General features: G+C 68.1%; 15 protein-coding genes. 9 read left to right on the top strand and 6 right to left on the bottom strand.

All coding sequences use genetic code 11. The features are described 5' to 3' along the window. Positions 1 to 50 precede the first annotated feature (50 nt). From HNQ08_RS03675 to HNQ08_RS03700, 6 genes are all read right to left on the bottom strand, one after another. Positions 51 to 1,736, bottom strand: coding sequence for a glycerol-3-phosphate acyltransferase (locus HNQ08_RS03675; RefSeq protein WP_184127765.1), 1,686 nt, complete (start codon positions 1,734 to 1,736; stop codon positions 51 to 53). A 218-nt stretch (positions 1,737 to 1,954) separates the two neighbouring features. After that, complete coding sequence (locus tag HNQ08_RS03680; RefSeq protein WP_184127766.1) at positions 1,955 to 2,593, bottom strand: hypothetical protein; 639 nt, start codon at positions 2,591 to 2,593, stop codon at positions 1,955 to 1,957. Between the two features lie 104 nt (positions 2,594 to 2,697). Then, positions 2,698 to 3,603, bottom strand: coding sequence for a pyridoxal kinase PdxY (pdxY, locus tag HNQ08_RS03685; protein WP_184127767.1), 906 nt, complete (start codon positions 3,601 to 3,603; stop codon positions 2,698 to 2,700). A 105-nt stretch (positions 3,604 to 3,708) separates the two neighbouring features. Continuing rightward, the gene (locus HNQ08_RS03690) at positions 3,709 to 4,728 is read right to left on the bottom strand and encodes a D-alanine--D-alanine ligase family protein (protein ID WP_184127768.1); all 1,020 of its coding nucleotides are present in this window, start codon (positions 4,726 to 4,728) and stop codon (positions 3,709 to 3,711) included. 55 nt (positions 4,729 to 4,783) lie between these two features. Next, complete coding sequence (locus HNQ08_RS03695) at positions 4,784 to 6,124, bottom strand: sensor histidine kinase (RefSeq protein ID WP_229789787.1); 1,341 nt, start codon at positions 6,122 to 6,124, stop codon at positions 4,784 to 4,786. Further along, positions 6,121 to 6,804 carry a response regulator gene (locus tag HNQ08_RS03700; protein WP_184127769.1) on the bottom strand — a complete coding sequence of 228 codons (684 nt, stop codon included), beginning with the start codon at positions 6,802 to 6,804 and terminating at the stop codon, positions 6,121 to 6,123. Before HNQ08_RS03700 ends, HNQ08_RS03695 begins: the two co-directional genes overlap by 4 nt. Positions 6,805 to 7,057: 253 nt before the next feature. Between HNQ08_RS03700 and HNQ08_RS03705 the strand changes: the two genes are divergently transcribed. The 9 genes from HNQ08_RS03705 (at position 7,058) to HNQ08_RS03745 (ending at position 14,811) form a co-directional block, all read left to right on the top strand. After that, positions 7,058 to 8,413 carry a TolC family protein gene (locus HNQ08_RS03705; RefSeq protein WP_184127770.1) on the top strand — a complete coding sequence of 452 codons (1,356 nt, stop codon included), beginning with the start codon at positions 7,058 to 7,060 and terminating at the stop codon, positions 8,411 to 8,413. After that, the gene (locus HNQ08_RS03710) at positions 8,410 to 9,462 is read left to right on the top strand and encodes a TolC family protein (RefSeq protein ID WP_184127771.1); all 1,053 of its coding nucleotides are present in this window, start codon (positions 8,410 to 8,412) and stop codon (positions 9,460 to 9,462) included. The genes HNQ08_RS03705 and HNQ08_RS03710 overlap by 4 nt, the downstream gene beginning before the upstream one ends. Beyond that, positions 9,459 to 10,820: an efflux RND transporter periplasmic adaptor subunit gene (locus HNQ08_RS03715; RefSeq protein ID WP_184127772.1), complete on the top strand. Its 1,362-nt coding sequence runs from the start codon at positions 9,459 to 9,461 to the stop codon at positions 10,818 to 10,820. Before HNQ08_RS03710 ends, HNQ08_RS03715 begins: the two co-directional genes overlap by 4 nt. Beyond that, entirely contained in the window at positions 10,817 to 11,578 is a 762-nt protein-coding gene (locus HNQ08_RS03720) for an ABC transporter ATP-binding protein (RefSeq protein ID WP_184127773.1), read from the top strand. The genes HNQ08_RS03715 and HNQ08_RS03720 overlap by 4 nt, the downstream gene beginning before the upstream one ends. Beyond that, entirely contained in the window at positions 11,575 to 12,891 is a 1,317-nt protein-coding gene (locus HNQ08_RS03725) for an ABC transporter permease (protein WP_184127774.1), read from the top strand. The genes HNQ08_RS03720 and HNQ08_RS03725 overlap by 4 nt, the downstream gene beginning before the upstream one ends. A 52-nt stretch (positions 12,892 to 12,943) precedes the next feature. Beyond that, positions 12,944 to 13,549, top strand: a complete 606-nt coding sequence (locus HNQ08_RS03730; protein ID WP_184127775.1) for a hypothetical protein — start codon at positions 12,944 to 12,946, stop codon at positions 13,547 to 13,549. Between the two features lie 254 nt (positions 13,550 to 13,803). Next, positions 13,804 to 14,229 carry a hypothetical protein gene (locus HNQ08_RS03735; RefSeq protein WP_184127776.1) on the top strand — a complete coding sequence of 142 codons (426 nt, stop codon included), beginning with the start codon at positions 13,804 to 13,806 and terminating at the stop codon, positions 14,227 to 14,229. Beyond that, a complete protein-coding gene (locus HNQ08_RS03740; protein WP_229789785.1) occupies positions 14,226 to 14,573 on the top strand; it encodes an RNHCP domain-containing protein in 348 nt (115 codons plus the stop codon). Before HNQ08_RS03735 ends, HNQ08_RS03740 begins: the two co-directional genes overlap by 4 nt. Before the next feature lie 64 nt (positions 14,574 to 14,637). Further along, a complete protein-coding gene (locus HNQ08_RS03745) occupies positions 14,638 to 14,811 on the top strand; it encodes a hypothetical protein (protein WP_184127777.1) in 174 nt (57 codons plus the stop codon). Positions 14,812 to 14,813: the final 2 nt, after the last annotated feature.

A 14,813-nucleotide genomic window follows, 5' to 3' on the forward strand; every position in this document is an offset into this window, starting at 1 on the left:
CAGGGCTGTACACAGGCCCAGCATCTGGCAAGAGAGGCCCGGGCACCCGCTCAGTCCACCACCTCAAAGCCGAGACGCGCGGCTTGGTCCACGAAAAAATTGATGTTCTCGCTCATGGTCTGCGGTCCCAGGCTCTTGCGGTGATGCTCGCCGGTGGCGGCGATGATCAGCGTCTCGGCCAGGCAGGCGGGCACCGCACCCTCGCCGAACTGCAGGTCGATGGCGGTGGTCATACCACCGGGTGGGCGCACCACGCCGCCGGGAATGATCCGCACACCAGGCACGCTGGCCACGCTCTCGTCCACGTCCGCCGGGCGGCCCTCGTCGAAAATCCAGGTGCCAGGTTTGACGTGCTGCGCGAAGATCACCGGCTGCGGATCGCTGGTGGCCGAGAAGATCAGGTCCGCCGTCTTCAGCGCGGCGTAGTCGGTGGTGGTGACGATCTCGGTGTCCTTGTTGGCGCGGCGCAGGGTGGCGGCACTGCGCTCCAGCTTATCCATGTTGCGTCCCAGCATGATGATCTTCCCCACCTGCGGAGCGATGGTTCGCGCGATGCCGAAAGCCACCACCCCGTTCGCCCCCACGATTCCGGCGGTGGCGGCCCTCAGGTCACGGCCCTCGGACTCGAAGTGCCTCAGGATGCCTGGGATGGCGGCCTTGATGGTTCCGGAGGTGTACGCGCCGCCGTTGGTCACCGTGATCTCTGGCACGGCGGCCTGCACGTCTACGCCCTTGTTGCCCACCACCGACCAGAAAGCGCCGAGGCCGAACACCTCCGCTCCCAGCTCGTGCGCCAGCCGCGCTCCCTCGATGGCACGCCGTGTCGCCAGTTCCGGCTGCGTGTCGAACACGTCCGGAAGCAGAGGGCTGGACAGCAGGTAGCAGCGGATGCTCTGACCCTCCGGCGTGCGGATGCCGCGCAGCTCGCCTACCTTCATGGGGCGGAGGTTCTCGGCCATCTGCCGGACCGTCCGTTCACTGATCACGCCGCGTTCCACCAGCGGTTTCATCCACGCGAAACGGCGGGCAGACCAGAAGTTCTCCAGGGTCATGGGGTGGATCATGAAGGCGGCGACCACCTCGTCGCCGCGTTTTCCGGCCAGCGGCACCTCGTCGCCGAGCTTCGGCTCGGTGCCGTCGAGCATGCGCCCGATATTCTCCTTGAAGCGCCAGCCTGCCGCGATCAGCAGCCCCAGCGCCGCCAATTTGGCCGGAACGCCGATAGGCAGCAGTGCCATCACGACCGCGAAGGCCAGCAGTCCGGCCAGCGTGGCCGCGCTGATGTACCCCCAGTAGCCGGTGACGCCCGCGTAGACCACCACCGGCAGGGCCGCTGCCCACAACGGCACCGCACCGGTGACTGCCACACCGGCCAGGACCCCCAGAAGCACCAGATTCCCGCGCCCACGCGGCGGCACGGTGCCGTAAAGCGGTGCATACAGCGCATTGGGCGGATGCAGGTGTCCCAGGTACGCCGCCAGCGCCGCCAGCACGGTGACTTCCGCAAGGCCCAGGCTGGAGGCCATCAACACCGCCAGTAGACCCTTGCCCGCGTCCAGCAGCGCTGAGGCCGTCGCCAGCCCCGGTCCCACCAGCCGCAGCATATTCTCCACGCCCAGGTTATGGGCGTTGCTCAGGCGCGTGCTGACCCCGGCGCGGCTGAGCAGCAGATAACCCAGCGGCAGGCTGCCCACAAGAAAGGCCACCAGCAGCAACAGGGCCGACAGAAACAACATGGCAGGCATTCTAAAGCTTTCGCAGTGCTGGACACACCATCGTGATGAAGAAGGTCCACGGTTGACAGTTCCTGCCTCGTAAGGTGTGCAATCAACCCGTATGTGCTCAGCGCTTGCTTTAGACGCTGCTCTGGCACGTTTCTGTTAGAGCTGTTGATCCGGATCACAGAATGCCCCCGCCTGCACTTGCAGGTGGGGGCATTCTGATGGAGAAAGGTTTACATGCGGCGGGAGTCCATCGTATTCTCGTCCACAAATTCCCCGCCGTGCCGTTGGACTGCCTCTGCAACGACGTCGTAGGGCACTGCGTCCTCAACGGCCACCGCACGGCCACCAGCATTCATGGTGCTGTGCATCCGGTCGTAGTAGTCGTCGCTGACACCGTAGGTGCCGTAATCGCTGTCGGCCGTGCGCCCATCATGGTTCTCGTCGACGCCTGCCGCGCCGCCCGCTGCGCCCACTGCCGCGCCCACGCCAGCGCCCAAGGCGGCCATGCCCAGCACGACTGGGATCGCCAAGCCGCCGGTGGCAACGGTGGCGCCTACACCCGCGACCGTGCCTGCCGTCCCCAGCAGCCCTGCACCAGCGCCCACTACGGCACCCACACCCGTGCCCTTTACAGCACCGGCGCCAGCATCCTCAGCCGCCGCGCTGGACCCGTCGTTATCGGTGTTGTCGTAGGTCCGGACGTCGCCGCCCGCTGTCGTCGTGTTGTCCATGCCATTGTCGGATGTCCGGATGTCACTGTGGCGTCCATACGTTGAGGTCCCCATGGTGGGGGCGACGACACCCTTCTCCTGAAGTTCAGCGATAAAGGCATCGGCCTGCGAAGTAGTGGGGAACAGAATGTGTTTCATGTCACCCAGTCTGGCTGCAGGCCCTCAGACTCACATGAGACGACTTCCAACACCCATTGGGACGATGCTGAAATGACCTGTAGGCCGGTCTCATGTGAATGGGTTCAAGCGATTTTCTCGGCGTCGAAAACTTGAGAAGGCTGTCCAAACTCCTCCTGTGCGGCCACCAGTAGGATCTCGCGGCTGCCCGCTTCGTGGGTCTGTTTGAGCAGGCCGTACAGCGCGCTCATTGACAGGCTCAGCGCTGTCGCCACGTCCCGGCGCTGCAGGTAATGACCGAAGAACAGGGCGGCGATCGTGTCCCCGGTGCCGTTGCGTGGAGGGTCCAGTGGCAGCAGCGGCGTGCGGCACAGCCACGCCCCGGTGTCCGTGACGGCCAGCGTTTCGATCTGGTCTTCCGGCGCGTCCTCGCGCACCAGGCTGGTCACGACCACGATGCGCGGCCCGCCCGCGTGCAGCCGCTCCCGCAGGCTGTGGGCGGCCTCCAGCGCGTCTTGCAGGGTCCGGACCTCCCGCCCGCTCAGCAGTTCCAGCTCGAACTGGTTGGGCGTCAGGATGTCGGCGGCCGTCAGCGCCTGCGCCGCGATCAGTTCGGGCAATTCCGGGCGCACGAACACGCCGCGTCCCACGTCCCCCATCACCGGATCACAGCAGTACAGCGCCCCCGCATTGGCCTCGCGAACCCGCCGCACCGCCTCCACCACTGCCGCCACGGTGCCGCCTGAACCCATGTAACCGCTCAGCACGCCCGCGCAACTGCCCAGCGTGCCGCGCGCCTCAATGCCATCCACCAGTTCGGCAATCTGCTCCGGGGGAAACACGGCTCCGGTCCACGCGCCGTACCCGGTGTGGTTGGAAAACTGCACGGTGTGGATGGCCCAGACCTCGATGCCCAGCCGCTGCAAGGGGAACACGGCGGCAGCGTTGCCGACATGGCCGTAGCTGACCCACGACTGAATGCTCAGGACGTTGAGTGGTGGCTGGGCGGTGGCCGAGCTGGAGACTGTCATGTCCCCCAGGATAGGGCGAGTGGGGGAGTTCTGGGGTCCGTCTGCCACAGAGGCGCTGTTTCACGGCAGCGTTTCCGGGGAGTTCTGCGCGACCTCCCAGCCCGCCTAGCGTTCTTCCAGCGCCAGCTCGACCAGCCTCGTCACCAGCTCGCTGTAACCCAGGCCCGCCGCCTCGAACAGCTTGGGGTACATGCTGGTCTGGGTAAAGCCGGGCATGGTATTGACCTCGTTCAGCAATAGCTCGCCGCTCTCTTCCAGGTAGAAGAAGTCCACGCGGGCCAGCCCGGCGCAGTCCAGCGCCTTGAAGGCGCTCAGGGCCAGTTCGCGCACGCGCCCGGCCACCTCTTCGGGAATGGGAGCGGGAATGTGCACGGAGGCGCGGCCCTCGGTGTATTTGGTCTCGTAGTCGTAGAACTCGGAGGCAAACCGCAGTTCGCCCACCGGGCTGGCAATGGGTGAGTCGTTGCCCAGCACGCCCACCTCCAGCTCACGCGGCTTGTGGGCGGTCATGGCCTCAAGGATCACGCGGCGGTCCAGGCTGAAAGCCAGGTCCAGGGCGGCGTCCAGTTCCTGTGCCCCTTGCACCTTGCTGATGCCCACGCTGGACCCCAGATTGGCGGGTTTGACGAACAGTGGAAATCCCAGCTCGGTGGCGCGGCGCCTGACGCTGTCTGCGTCACTCTGCCACTCGCGGCGCACCGCCAGCCGCCACTCCACCTGTGGAATGCCAGCCGAGGCCAGCACCTGCTTGGTCATCACCTTGTCCATGCTGACCGCCGAACCCAGCACGCCGCTGCCGACAAAGGGAATGCCCGCCAGCGTCAGCAGCCCCTGCACCGTGCCGTCCTCGCCCATCGGGCCGTGCAGCAACGGAAACACGGCGTCGTAGCCCTCGGCACTGGCCACGCGGTGCAGCACCAGATCGCCGCCCGTACCAGCCGCGCCGCTCTCCAGCGCCTGCCGGGTGTCGGTGGGGGGCAGCCAGCGCCCCTGCTTGCTGATCGCCACGGGCGTGACGTCGAACTGGTCCCGCGGCAGGGCCGCCAGGACGCTGCGGGCGCTCATCAGACTGACCTCGTGTTCCCCGGACTGGCCGCCAGCCAGCAGCAGAATGCGCTTCTTCACGCGGCGCAGTATGTCATGGGCAGGGTGGGAGCCAGAGGGCGTCAGCGGCGCAACCTTAGGGCGAGGCGTGCGCCTCCTCTCCGGCAGCCACCGGCAAGCGCACCGTGAACCGCGCCCCACCCAGCGGACTCTGCTCGGCGCAGGCTGCGCCCCCGTGGGCCTGGGCCAGCTGCTGCACAATCGCCAGTCCCAGGCCACTGCCCCCTGTGCCGCGCGTGCGGCTGCTGTCCAGCCTGGTGAAACGGGTGAACACGGCCTCACGGCTTTGTTCGGGGATTCCAGGGCCGTCGTCGTCCACATGCAGCCACGCCACAGCGCCGTCGACCTCCACGCTGACCTGAATCCGTCGGGCCGCGTGTTGCAGGGCATTTTCCAGCAGATTCACGGCAATCTGACGCACCCGTCCGGCGTCGGCGCGGAGCGGGATGGGCGACGGCGCCTGCAGCTGTAATGTGATGCCCCGCGCCCCGGCCCGGTCATCCAGATCACGCACCACCCTGGCGGTCAGGCCGGTCAGATCCACCGCTTCCGGGTGCAGGCTCAGGCGGCCCGCCTCGGCGAGCGTCAGCGTCCGCAGATCGTCCACCAGCCGCGTGAGTTGCTGAGTCTGCTGGCTGAGCAGCGCCACCTGTTCGGGACTCAGGGTGTACACGCCGTCCTCCAGCGCGTCCAGCCGCGCCTGCATGATCGCCAGCGGCGTGCGCAACTCATGGGCGATGTCGGCCACCGCCTGCCGCCGCTCGTTTTCCAGCGTCTGGAGATTATCGGCCATCTCGTTGAAGTTGCCCGCCAGCTCGGCCAGCTCGCGTTCGCCGCTGAGCACCGGCGCGCGGACGCTCAGATCCCCCTTGGCCAGTCCCGCCGCCGCCGCCGAGACGGCCAGAATGGGCTGGGCCAGACGGCGAGAGAGAAACAGTGCTAGCAGCGCCGAGACGGCGGCGGCCAGCACCCCCACACGCAGCAGGTTTTCCTGAATGTTCTCCAGAAAATCCTGGGTGCGGGGCGTGAAGCCCCTGGGCGGCCCGCTGCCGTCGTCCCGGCCCCGCACCCTGGCGCCAGCTTCGATCAGGATGTCGTTGCCGCCTGCGCCCCGCACCACGCCGTTCACGTCCGGGCTGCTGCGTCCGGGGGGCAGGTACGGATCGGCGGGCGTGCCGGTCCGAATCTGCGGCGTCGGTACGGCCACGATCACCTCGCCGCGGCGCTGCGCCTCCTGCTGGGCCCGCAGGTACTGCTGGACTTCCGGCGGCAGGCGGCGAAACTCGCCCTGCACGGCCAGATTGGAAAACACGAAGGTGCTGCCCACCGACAGCCCCACCACCGCCAGCATCGCCAGCAGCAGCGTGAACCCCAGCGAGAGGCCGCGCCGCTTGCGGGGGGCTGGCGTTCGGTTCAACCGGCAACCTCCAGCCGGTAGCCCACCCCACGCACGGTTCGCAGCAGTCCTGCCGCTCCTGCCCCCTCCAGCTTGCGCCGCACCCCGGCCAGATGTGCGTCCACCACGCGCTCCAGCGCCTCGGAGTCGGGCAGAGCGGCCGCCAGCAGCTCCTCGCGGGTAAAGGCGCGGCCCGGCGACTCGGCCAGATGCGACAGCAGCCGGAATTCGGCGGGGGTCAGGGTCAGCGCCTGACCGTTCACCCGGGCGATCACGGCGCGCGGATCAACCTCCAGCGGCCCCACCCGGATCGGTCTCTCGGCGTCCTCTAGCGCGGCGCTCGCACGGCGCAGCACCGCTTTCACGCGGGCCATCACCTCACGCGGTCGGAACGGCTTGACCACGTAATCGTCCGCGCCCAGTTCCAGCCCCACGATCTGATCGGTTTCCTCGGCGCGGGCCGTGACCAGGATGACGGGGGTGCCGCCGTCCGCCCGCACCGTCTTCAGCACGTCCAGGCCGCTCTTTCCAGGCAGCATCACGTCCAGTAGGATCAGATCTGGGCTGATGGCCCGGAAGGCACTCAGGGCCGCAAGGCCGTCCCCGGCACGCTCGGTGCGGTAGCCCTCCTGACGGGCGTAGGCTTCGAGCACCTCGGCGAGTTGCGGCTCGTCCTCCACGATCAGCAGCAGGGCGCTCATGGGCGGGCGCCAGACGTCGGGAGGGCTGGAGGTGTGCTTGTCGTCTGCCTTCGGCCAATGGCCAGCGGGGTGCCACGAGTCCCATTCATGCTTTCACCTTAAGCCCACCGCATGAAGACTGGGCGAAGGACAAAGGCGGCTTGGGCGGCCCTCAATCTGGGCTTCAGGCTCTCTCAGCGGGCTGAAAATCATCTTCGATAAATCTTCGAAAAGCCTGCGCGGAGTGTTCGCAGGGGGCGCCCAGACTGCGGCCATGAACGTTCCCCGACACTCAAGGCCGCCTCCCTGGCGTCTGTCACTCTTGACACTGGCCCTGTGCGGCGCGGCCTCGGCGCAGACTGGCGCGCCCCTGACCCTGGAGGACGCCCTGGCCCGTCTGGACGCTGCCCCCAGTGTGACCGCCGCGCGTCTGAGTGTGCAGACCGCCCAGACGGGGCTGAACGCGGCCCGCACGGCGCTGGGCCTCACGATCAGCGTCAGCGGCAACGCGGCCTACAGCGGCCCGCTCACGGCAGCGGACGGCACGGTCACGGCGGGCAGCACGAGCGGCGCGGCGGGCGTGAACGTCAGCCTGGGCGTGTTGCCGTGGTCCAGCAACCAGAGCGGGCTGCGGGGAGCCGAACGCGGTCTGGCGCTGGCCCAGGCCAGGCTGACCGACGCCCAGAATTCGGCGCGGCTGAACGTGGCGCAGCAGTATTTCGCTGCCGTGCTGGCGACACAGGAGGTGGACATCGCGGCCCGCACGCTGGCCCTGCGGCAGCGACAGTTGACCGTGGCCCAGACCCAGCAGAGCAGCGGCAACGCCACCGCCGGGAACGTGCTGGGCGCCCAGGCCGCCGTGCAGGCTGCCCAGGGCGCAGGCTTGCAGGCCGCCGCCAGTCTGGACGCCGCGCGGCGAGGGCTGGAAGCGGCACTGGGGGGTGCGGTGGGAGACGTGACGTTCAGCACCCAGCCGCCCGACACCGTGACCCTGCCCGATGTGGCGGCGCTGGTGGCACAGGCCAGGGCCACGCGCAGCGAGGTGATCGCGGCGCAGAACACCCTGGGTGCCGCACAGGATGACCTGGCCACGCAGCAGCGCGAGGCCACGCTGCCCGACGTGACCGCCAGCGTCCGCTACGGCCCCGGGGGCAGCGGCGGCCTGACCACGGCCCTGAACCTGCAGCAGGGCACCCTCAGCGCGGGCTACAGCCTGCCGCTGGGGGGGTCCGCCCAGAGTGCCAACCGCCTGAGCGCCAGCGTGACGGGCAGCTACGTGGTGTATTCGCCGGGTCAGAAAGCCCAGCTCTCTGCCGCAGAGGCCAGTGTCACGCAGGCGCAACTGTCGCTGAACGTGGCTCAGCAGAACGTGGAGCTGGACGTGCGAATCCGTTACAGCACCCTGCAAACGGGACTGATCACCGTGCAGACCCGCGCGACGGCGGTGGAGGTGGCGCAACTTGCCCTGCAGACGGCCCGGACCCGCCTGGAGGCAGGCACCGGGACGGCGGACGACGTGAGCGCCGCCGAACTCGAACTGGCGACGGCCCAGCGTGACCTGCTGGCCGCGCGCATCACCGCCCAGACCAACCTGCTTCAACTTCAGAACGCTGCCGGAGGCTCCCGATGAACCGCACGACACCACGCCAAAGACTCCTCCTGACCGCCTCCCTGCTGCTCGTTCCCCCGGCGCTGGCCCAGAGTGCGCCCAGCGTGACCGCCACTGCCGCCGTCACCGCCGCCCTGACCAACAACGCCGACGTGAAGACCGCGCAGGCCAATCTGGACAAGGCTTCTGCCGTCAACCGCGCCGCGCAGGCCGATCCCAGCGCGCTGGTGGCCGCCAAGCTGAGCGCGTCCGGCGGGCAGGCCCAGGCCCAGGCGGCGCTGCGAGGCGCACGGCTGAACACCCTGCAGAGCACGGTCACGGCCTTTACGGCGCTGCTGGAAGCGCAGGAGAATGTGAACCTCCAGACCCTGCAGGTGGCGGTGGACAGCAAGGCGGTGCAGGTGGCGCAGGTCAAGCAGAACGTCGGCAACGCCACCGCGCTGGACGTGGAGGGCGCGCAAAACACCCTGGCGGGCAGCCAGCAGAATCTGGCAGACGCCAGGGCGCAGGTGGGCCTCGCCAGCGCGCGGCTGTCCACCCTGACCGGGCTGGGCGGGGGCGTCCGGGCGGCAGGCGTGGCCACGGTGCCGAAACTCGGCGCCACCCTGAGCAAGTTGCAGGCGGGTCTTGGCACGCTGACCTCGCAGGTGTCGGCGAACAACGATCTGGCTGCCGCGCAGCTGAACGTCAAGCTGGCCGACAACGACTTCACCCCAGCCCGTACCCTTCAGGACGCCCGCACAGCCCTGGCAAACGCGCAGCGCAGCCTGGACAGCGCCGTGAAGAGTGCCACGCAGGCCCTCGCCAGCGCGTACCAGACGGCCCAGAACAGCTCCGAACTGCTGGGCGTGGCGCAGGCGCGTGAAGCCGCTGCCCTCAAAACCTACAACCAGGATGCGGCGCGGCTCAGGAGCGGAACCATCAGCCCCGTCGAACTGCAGAATTCGCAACTGGCGCTCAAGAAGGCGCAGTTTGCCCGCCTGCAGGCGCAGGACAACGTGCTCGAGGCCCTGGCCGCCCTGTCCGTCGCCAGCGGGCAGAACCTGACCGGTATTGGCGGGGCGCTGTGACCACCACGTCTTCCCCCGCGCGTGGCAGCACGGCCCGGCCCCGGCGCTGGCCGCTGTTCGTGCTGGGGGCGCTGCTGCTGGGCAGCGTGGGGGGCGGCCTCTATCTGGCCCGCACCGGGGCCGAGACTGCCGTGGCTGCTCCCACAGTGTCCACGGCAACAGTGCAGCGAGGCATGGTTCGGATCAGCGTCAATGGCCCTGGCACACTGGAGGCAGGGGCCACCCGCACGGTCGGGGCCGATCAGGCGGGCACCGTGGGCGCTGTGCCGCCGGTGGGCGAGCGCGTCACCAGGGGGCAACTGCTGACCCGCCTGAGCAGCGACACGGTGGAGCAGAATGTTCAGACCGCACAACTGAATCTGGACAAGGCCCGTGCCAGTCTGGACGCCACACGCGCCAACCAGGCCAGCAGCGCGGCGCAGCGGGGCAGCAGCGTGAGCAGCGCGCAGAACAGCGTCGCGCAGGCGCAGCAGACCCTGGCGGAGACGCAGCGCACCCTGGACGGGCAGCGGCAACTCCACGCCATCGGCGCGCTGTCGGACGCCGATCTGAACACCGCGCAGGCCAACGTGACCAAGGCAGAACTCGCGCTGGCCAGCGCCCGCGCGTCCCTGAACGCCGCCCAGACCCAGAGCAGCACAGGCCAGAGCAGCGACGCCGAGAACCTGCGCGGCGCCCAGATCGCGGTGCAGCAGGCGCAAACCGCTCTGGAAACCGCGCAGCAGTCGCGCGCCAGCCTCAAGCTGTACGCGCCGATCAGTGGCGTGGTTAGTACGGTGGGCGCCGACGCGGGCACGGTGGTCAACAGCGGCACCACCATCCTGACCATCCTGGACGACAGCACCCTGAATTTGCCCGTGCAGATCGACGAGACCGAGATCGCGGGCGTGCAGGCCGGACAGACGGCGGAAGTGACGCTGGACGCCTACGACGGTCAGACCTTCACCGGCAAGGTGGCGCGAGTGTCGCCAGGGGCCACGCAGTCCAGCGGCATCAGCGTGTTCACCGCCACGGTCACGCTGCCCAATCCGGACGGTCAGCTGCGCAGCGGCATGACCGCTGAGGCCGAGATCATCCAGAGTCAGGAACGTGGGCTGATCGTTCCCAGCAAAGCCATCCAGACGGTCCGGAACCGCAGTTACGTGGAGGTGCCCGGTGCGGAGCCTGAGCGCGTACGCGTCACGACGGGGGCCACCGACGGCACCAATACGGTGATCACCGACGGGCTGGCCGCCGGGCAGGAAGTGATCGTGCCCGGCACGGCGCGCAGCACCTCGACCTCTGGCAGCTCGGGCACGCGCAACACGGGTGGCTTTGGCGGAGGCCCCCCTGGCGGCGGGTTTGGAGGTCAGCCATGACCGCTCCACGCGCAATTCAAGCGACTGGGCCTGTGATTTCGCCGCCGCCCGTCGTGGATCTGCGCGGCATTCGCAAGGTCTACGAGCAGGGCGATGTGGTCTTCGAGGCCCTCAAAGGTGTGGACGTGCAGATCGTTCAGGGCGAGATGGTGGCGCTGATGGGGCCGTCGGGCAGCGGCAAGACCACCCTGATGCAGATCATCGGCCTGCTGGACCGCCCCAGTGCGGGCAGCTACGTCCTGGGCGGGCGCGACGTGACCACCCTCAGCGAGAACGAGCGCGCCGAGGCCCGCAACACCGACATCGGCTTCGTGTTCCAGGCCTTTCACCTGTTGCCCAGATTGAACCTGCTGGAAAACGTGGAGGTGCCGCTGACCTACGCCGGGGTGACTGCCGCCGAGCGCCGCGAACGTGCCCTTGACGTGCTGCGCCGCGTGGGCCTGGAGGACAAGGCCCGCAATCTGCCCAGTCAGATCAGCGGCGGGCAGAAACAGCGCGTGGCGGTGGCCCGCGCCCTGGCAGGCAGCCCCCGCCTGCTGCTGGCCGACGAGCCGACGGGCAACCTGGACACCCGCACCGGCGAGGAGGTCATGGCCCTGTTCGGTGAATTGCATGCCGAGGGCACCACGGTGGTGCTGGTCACGCACGAGCCGGAGATCGGCGCCTACGCCGAGCGCATCATCCGCGTGCGTGACGGCCTGGTGGAATCCGATGAGCGACAGACCCCCAGACGGGCAGACAGGCGGTCAGGCCCATGACCACCACCTCCGAGCCCCAGCAGGAACGGGCGGCGGAGCGGTCTGCGCCGCCCGTGCGTCGGGGCGGCATCGGTCTGGGCGGGGCCTTCACGATTGCGTGGCGGGCCATTGTCGGCACGCCCATGCGTTCGATCCTCACCGCGCTGGGCGTGATCATCGGCGTGGCGGCGGTGGTGGCGCTGACCGCCATCGGGCAGGGCAGCACGGCGGGCGTCACCGACCGGCTGGAATCACTGGGCACCAACCTGCTGACGGTCCAGAGCGCGCGTGGCGGCGGGGGTGGGAGTCTGGTGCGGGGCGGCCCCCGCCAGACCATTACCGTCAAGGACGCCGAGGCGCTGGCCGCTGCCTTCGGAGACCGCGTTTCGGGCGTGGCCCCCACCGTCAACAGCAACGTGCAGGCCAAGCTGGGCAGCCTGAACACCCAGGCCAGCGTGGTGGGCACGTGGCCCGCCTACGCCACGGTCCGCAACAGCCCGGTAGAGGCCGGGGACTACTTCACGCAGGCCGACGTGGATGGACGCAAGCGTACGGCGGTCATCGGCCACCAAGTGTTGGTTGACCTGTGGGGCGAGGGTGCTGTGGACACGGACGCCCTGAACCAGAAGATCCGCCTGGGCAGCGTGACCTTCACGGTGGTGGGCGTGCTGCCAGACAAGGGCAACAGCGGCTTCGGCAATGCCAACAGCCAGGTTCTGATTCCCCTGAGCACCTACCTCCAGCGCTTCTCGCGCACCAACAGTGCGGGGGGGCAGCCCACCGTCAGCAACGTATACCTCTCGGCCAGCAACGCCAAGGATCTGACTCAGCTCCAGACCGACGTGACCGATCTGCTCAGCGTGCGTCATGATCAGACCGATCCCGACAACCTAGACTTTCAGGTGCAGAACCAGGCCGACAGTCTGGCGAGCCTGAACGCCATCACCTCGACGCTGACCATCCTGGTGGGGGCCATCGCAGGGATCAGCCTGCTGGTGGGCGGCATCGGCATCATGAACATCATGCTGGTGTCGGTCACCGAGCGCACCCGCGAGATCGGCGTTCGCAAGGCGCTGGGGGCCAAGCCGCGCGACATCCTCACGCAGTTTCTGGTGGAGGCGTCGCTGCTGTCCATCGGCGGCGGTGTGATTGGCCTGGGCCTGGGCATCGCGGCGGCCTATGCGGGCAAGTTCTTCAGCATCGCGCCCGTCTTCTCTCCCACACCCATCATCATCGCCTTCATCTTCAGCGCCCTGGTGGGCATCTTCTTCGGCTACTACCCGGCCGCGCGGGCCGCGCGGTTAGACCCGGTGGACAGCCTGCGTTACGAATGAGCTTGACCGCCCACGTCTTGATTCCCACACCTCACTCCAAGGAGCAACGCCCATGAAAAACAGCCTCTTCCTGACCAGCGTTTTGATCCTCTCCGCCTTCGCCTCGGCGCAGCAGAACACCCCGAACCGCCAGATGACGCCGGAAATGCGCGCCCGCATGGCGCAATTCCAGTCCATCAACGATCTGGCACAGGATATTCGTCTGCTGCCTGAACTGGAGAAAAACAAGGCCACCGCCCTGACCAAAGCACAGGCCAAGCAATTGTTGCCGATCCTAACCGCCCTGCAGAAGGCGACGAGTGTGCAGCCCAATGACGCCAAGAAGTACCTGTCGCAGATCGAGGACAAACTTCTGACCGACAAGCAGCTCACCGCGCTGGACGGCCTGATGCTCAAGGCCGAGCAGCAGCGGGCCGCCCAGCGTGCCCAGCGTGGGACGAACGGCGCAGGCGGGCAGGGGCAGGGAGGTGTGCGGATTCCCGGCGTGCCCGGCGGCTTTGGCGGTGGTTTCGGTGGTCAGCGTCCCGGTGGTCAGGGCGCGGCAGGCGGCCAGAACGCACAGGGCGGCCAGTTCGATCCCAGCAAGTTCAACCCCTTCAAGCAGGGCCGTGCGGCGGACGCCTTGAAGGCGTACATCGCCGTATTGCAGAAGAAGTAGAGGGGGCAGAAGGGCGTGCCCTATCCGAACATTGGATAGGGCACGTCTTCTTCAGGTTTCACTCCGGGGCTCCGGCGTAGGTTTCGCTCCGTGAAACAGTGTGGGACTGGTTTGACCACGCAGTGTGGGCAGAAAGTCGCTCACGCACTCGCACTTGTGCGGGCTCAGCTCCCCGTGCGGCGGAACTCCCCGACGCTCATGATCCCTCCTGCCTCCCAATTGTCCCGCCCCAGCCATGCTGAAATAGGGGTCTGATGGCCGCCTCTTCCCCCCACAACGCGCAGCAGGCCGAGGCCGGACGCACGCCGACCCTGGCCGTGTTGGTCGGCATTTTCATGGTGACGATCACGCCGTTCGTGGCTGGGCTGGTGCAGGGGCAGACGGCGGACTGGACGCGCAACCTGCTGTATGCCATCGCCACTGGTGTTCTGCTGTTTAACGTCTGGCGCGGCAGCGTGTGGGCGTGGCGGCTGACTGTGGGGTTTTGCATGGTGGCAGGGCTGGTGGTGTTCGTGGTCGGCATGCTGGCCGGTTCGGTGGCGTGGCAGGGCTGGGTGGTCAGTGGGGCCGGGCTGGCTTACCTGCTGCTGGGCACCGCGCTGGTGGGCACCGCCGTCATTCGCGCTTTTCTGGACTCCCGCTGGGCAGCGCGGGGGCGGCAGCTGAGAGGCAAGGCGTGACTGACACGGCGGGCCGCCGCTTCGTCGTGCAGGGTACCAACAACTCCTTTGTGTGCCAGCACTGCGGCATACAGGTCCTGCCACTGACCAACGGCAGCGTCCGCAACCATTGCCCTGCGTGTCTGCACAGCCTGCATGTGGACGTCTTGCCCGGTGACCGCGCCAGCACCTGCCACGGTCTACTGGTGCCGGTAGGCGCAGAGCAGAGCGGAAAGAAAGGCTGGATCATCGTCCACCAGTGCGCCAGGTGTGGGTTCACGGGCCGTAACCGCACCGCCCTGGACGATCCACGGCAGCCGGACGACTGGGACGCGTTGATCGCGCTGACCACAAGAGGGCGGTAGACCGACAGGCTGAAGATCTGTCTTTCCCGGCCCCGGGCGCAACCCGGACAGTATCCTGTGCCCCATGGCTCTCTGGATTTTCTGCGGGTTCATCCTGCTCAGCGCGACCTTTATCCTGATGCTCAGCATGGGGCCGCTCAAGGCTGCGCCGAATGCGGGAGCGCTGCGAACGGTGGCCTTCGTGCAGTTCGCCGCCGCTGCCCTGCTGGCTGTGGCGCGCGTGGCAGGCGCCGCGTGACG

This window comes from Deinococcus humi, from assembly GCF_014201875.1.
Lineage (GTDB): Bacteria > Deinococcota > Deinococci > Deinococcales > Deinococcaceae > Deinococcus > Deinococcus humi.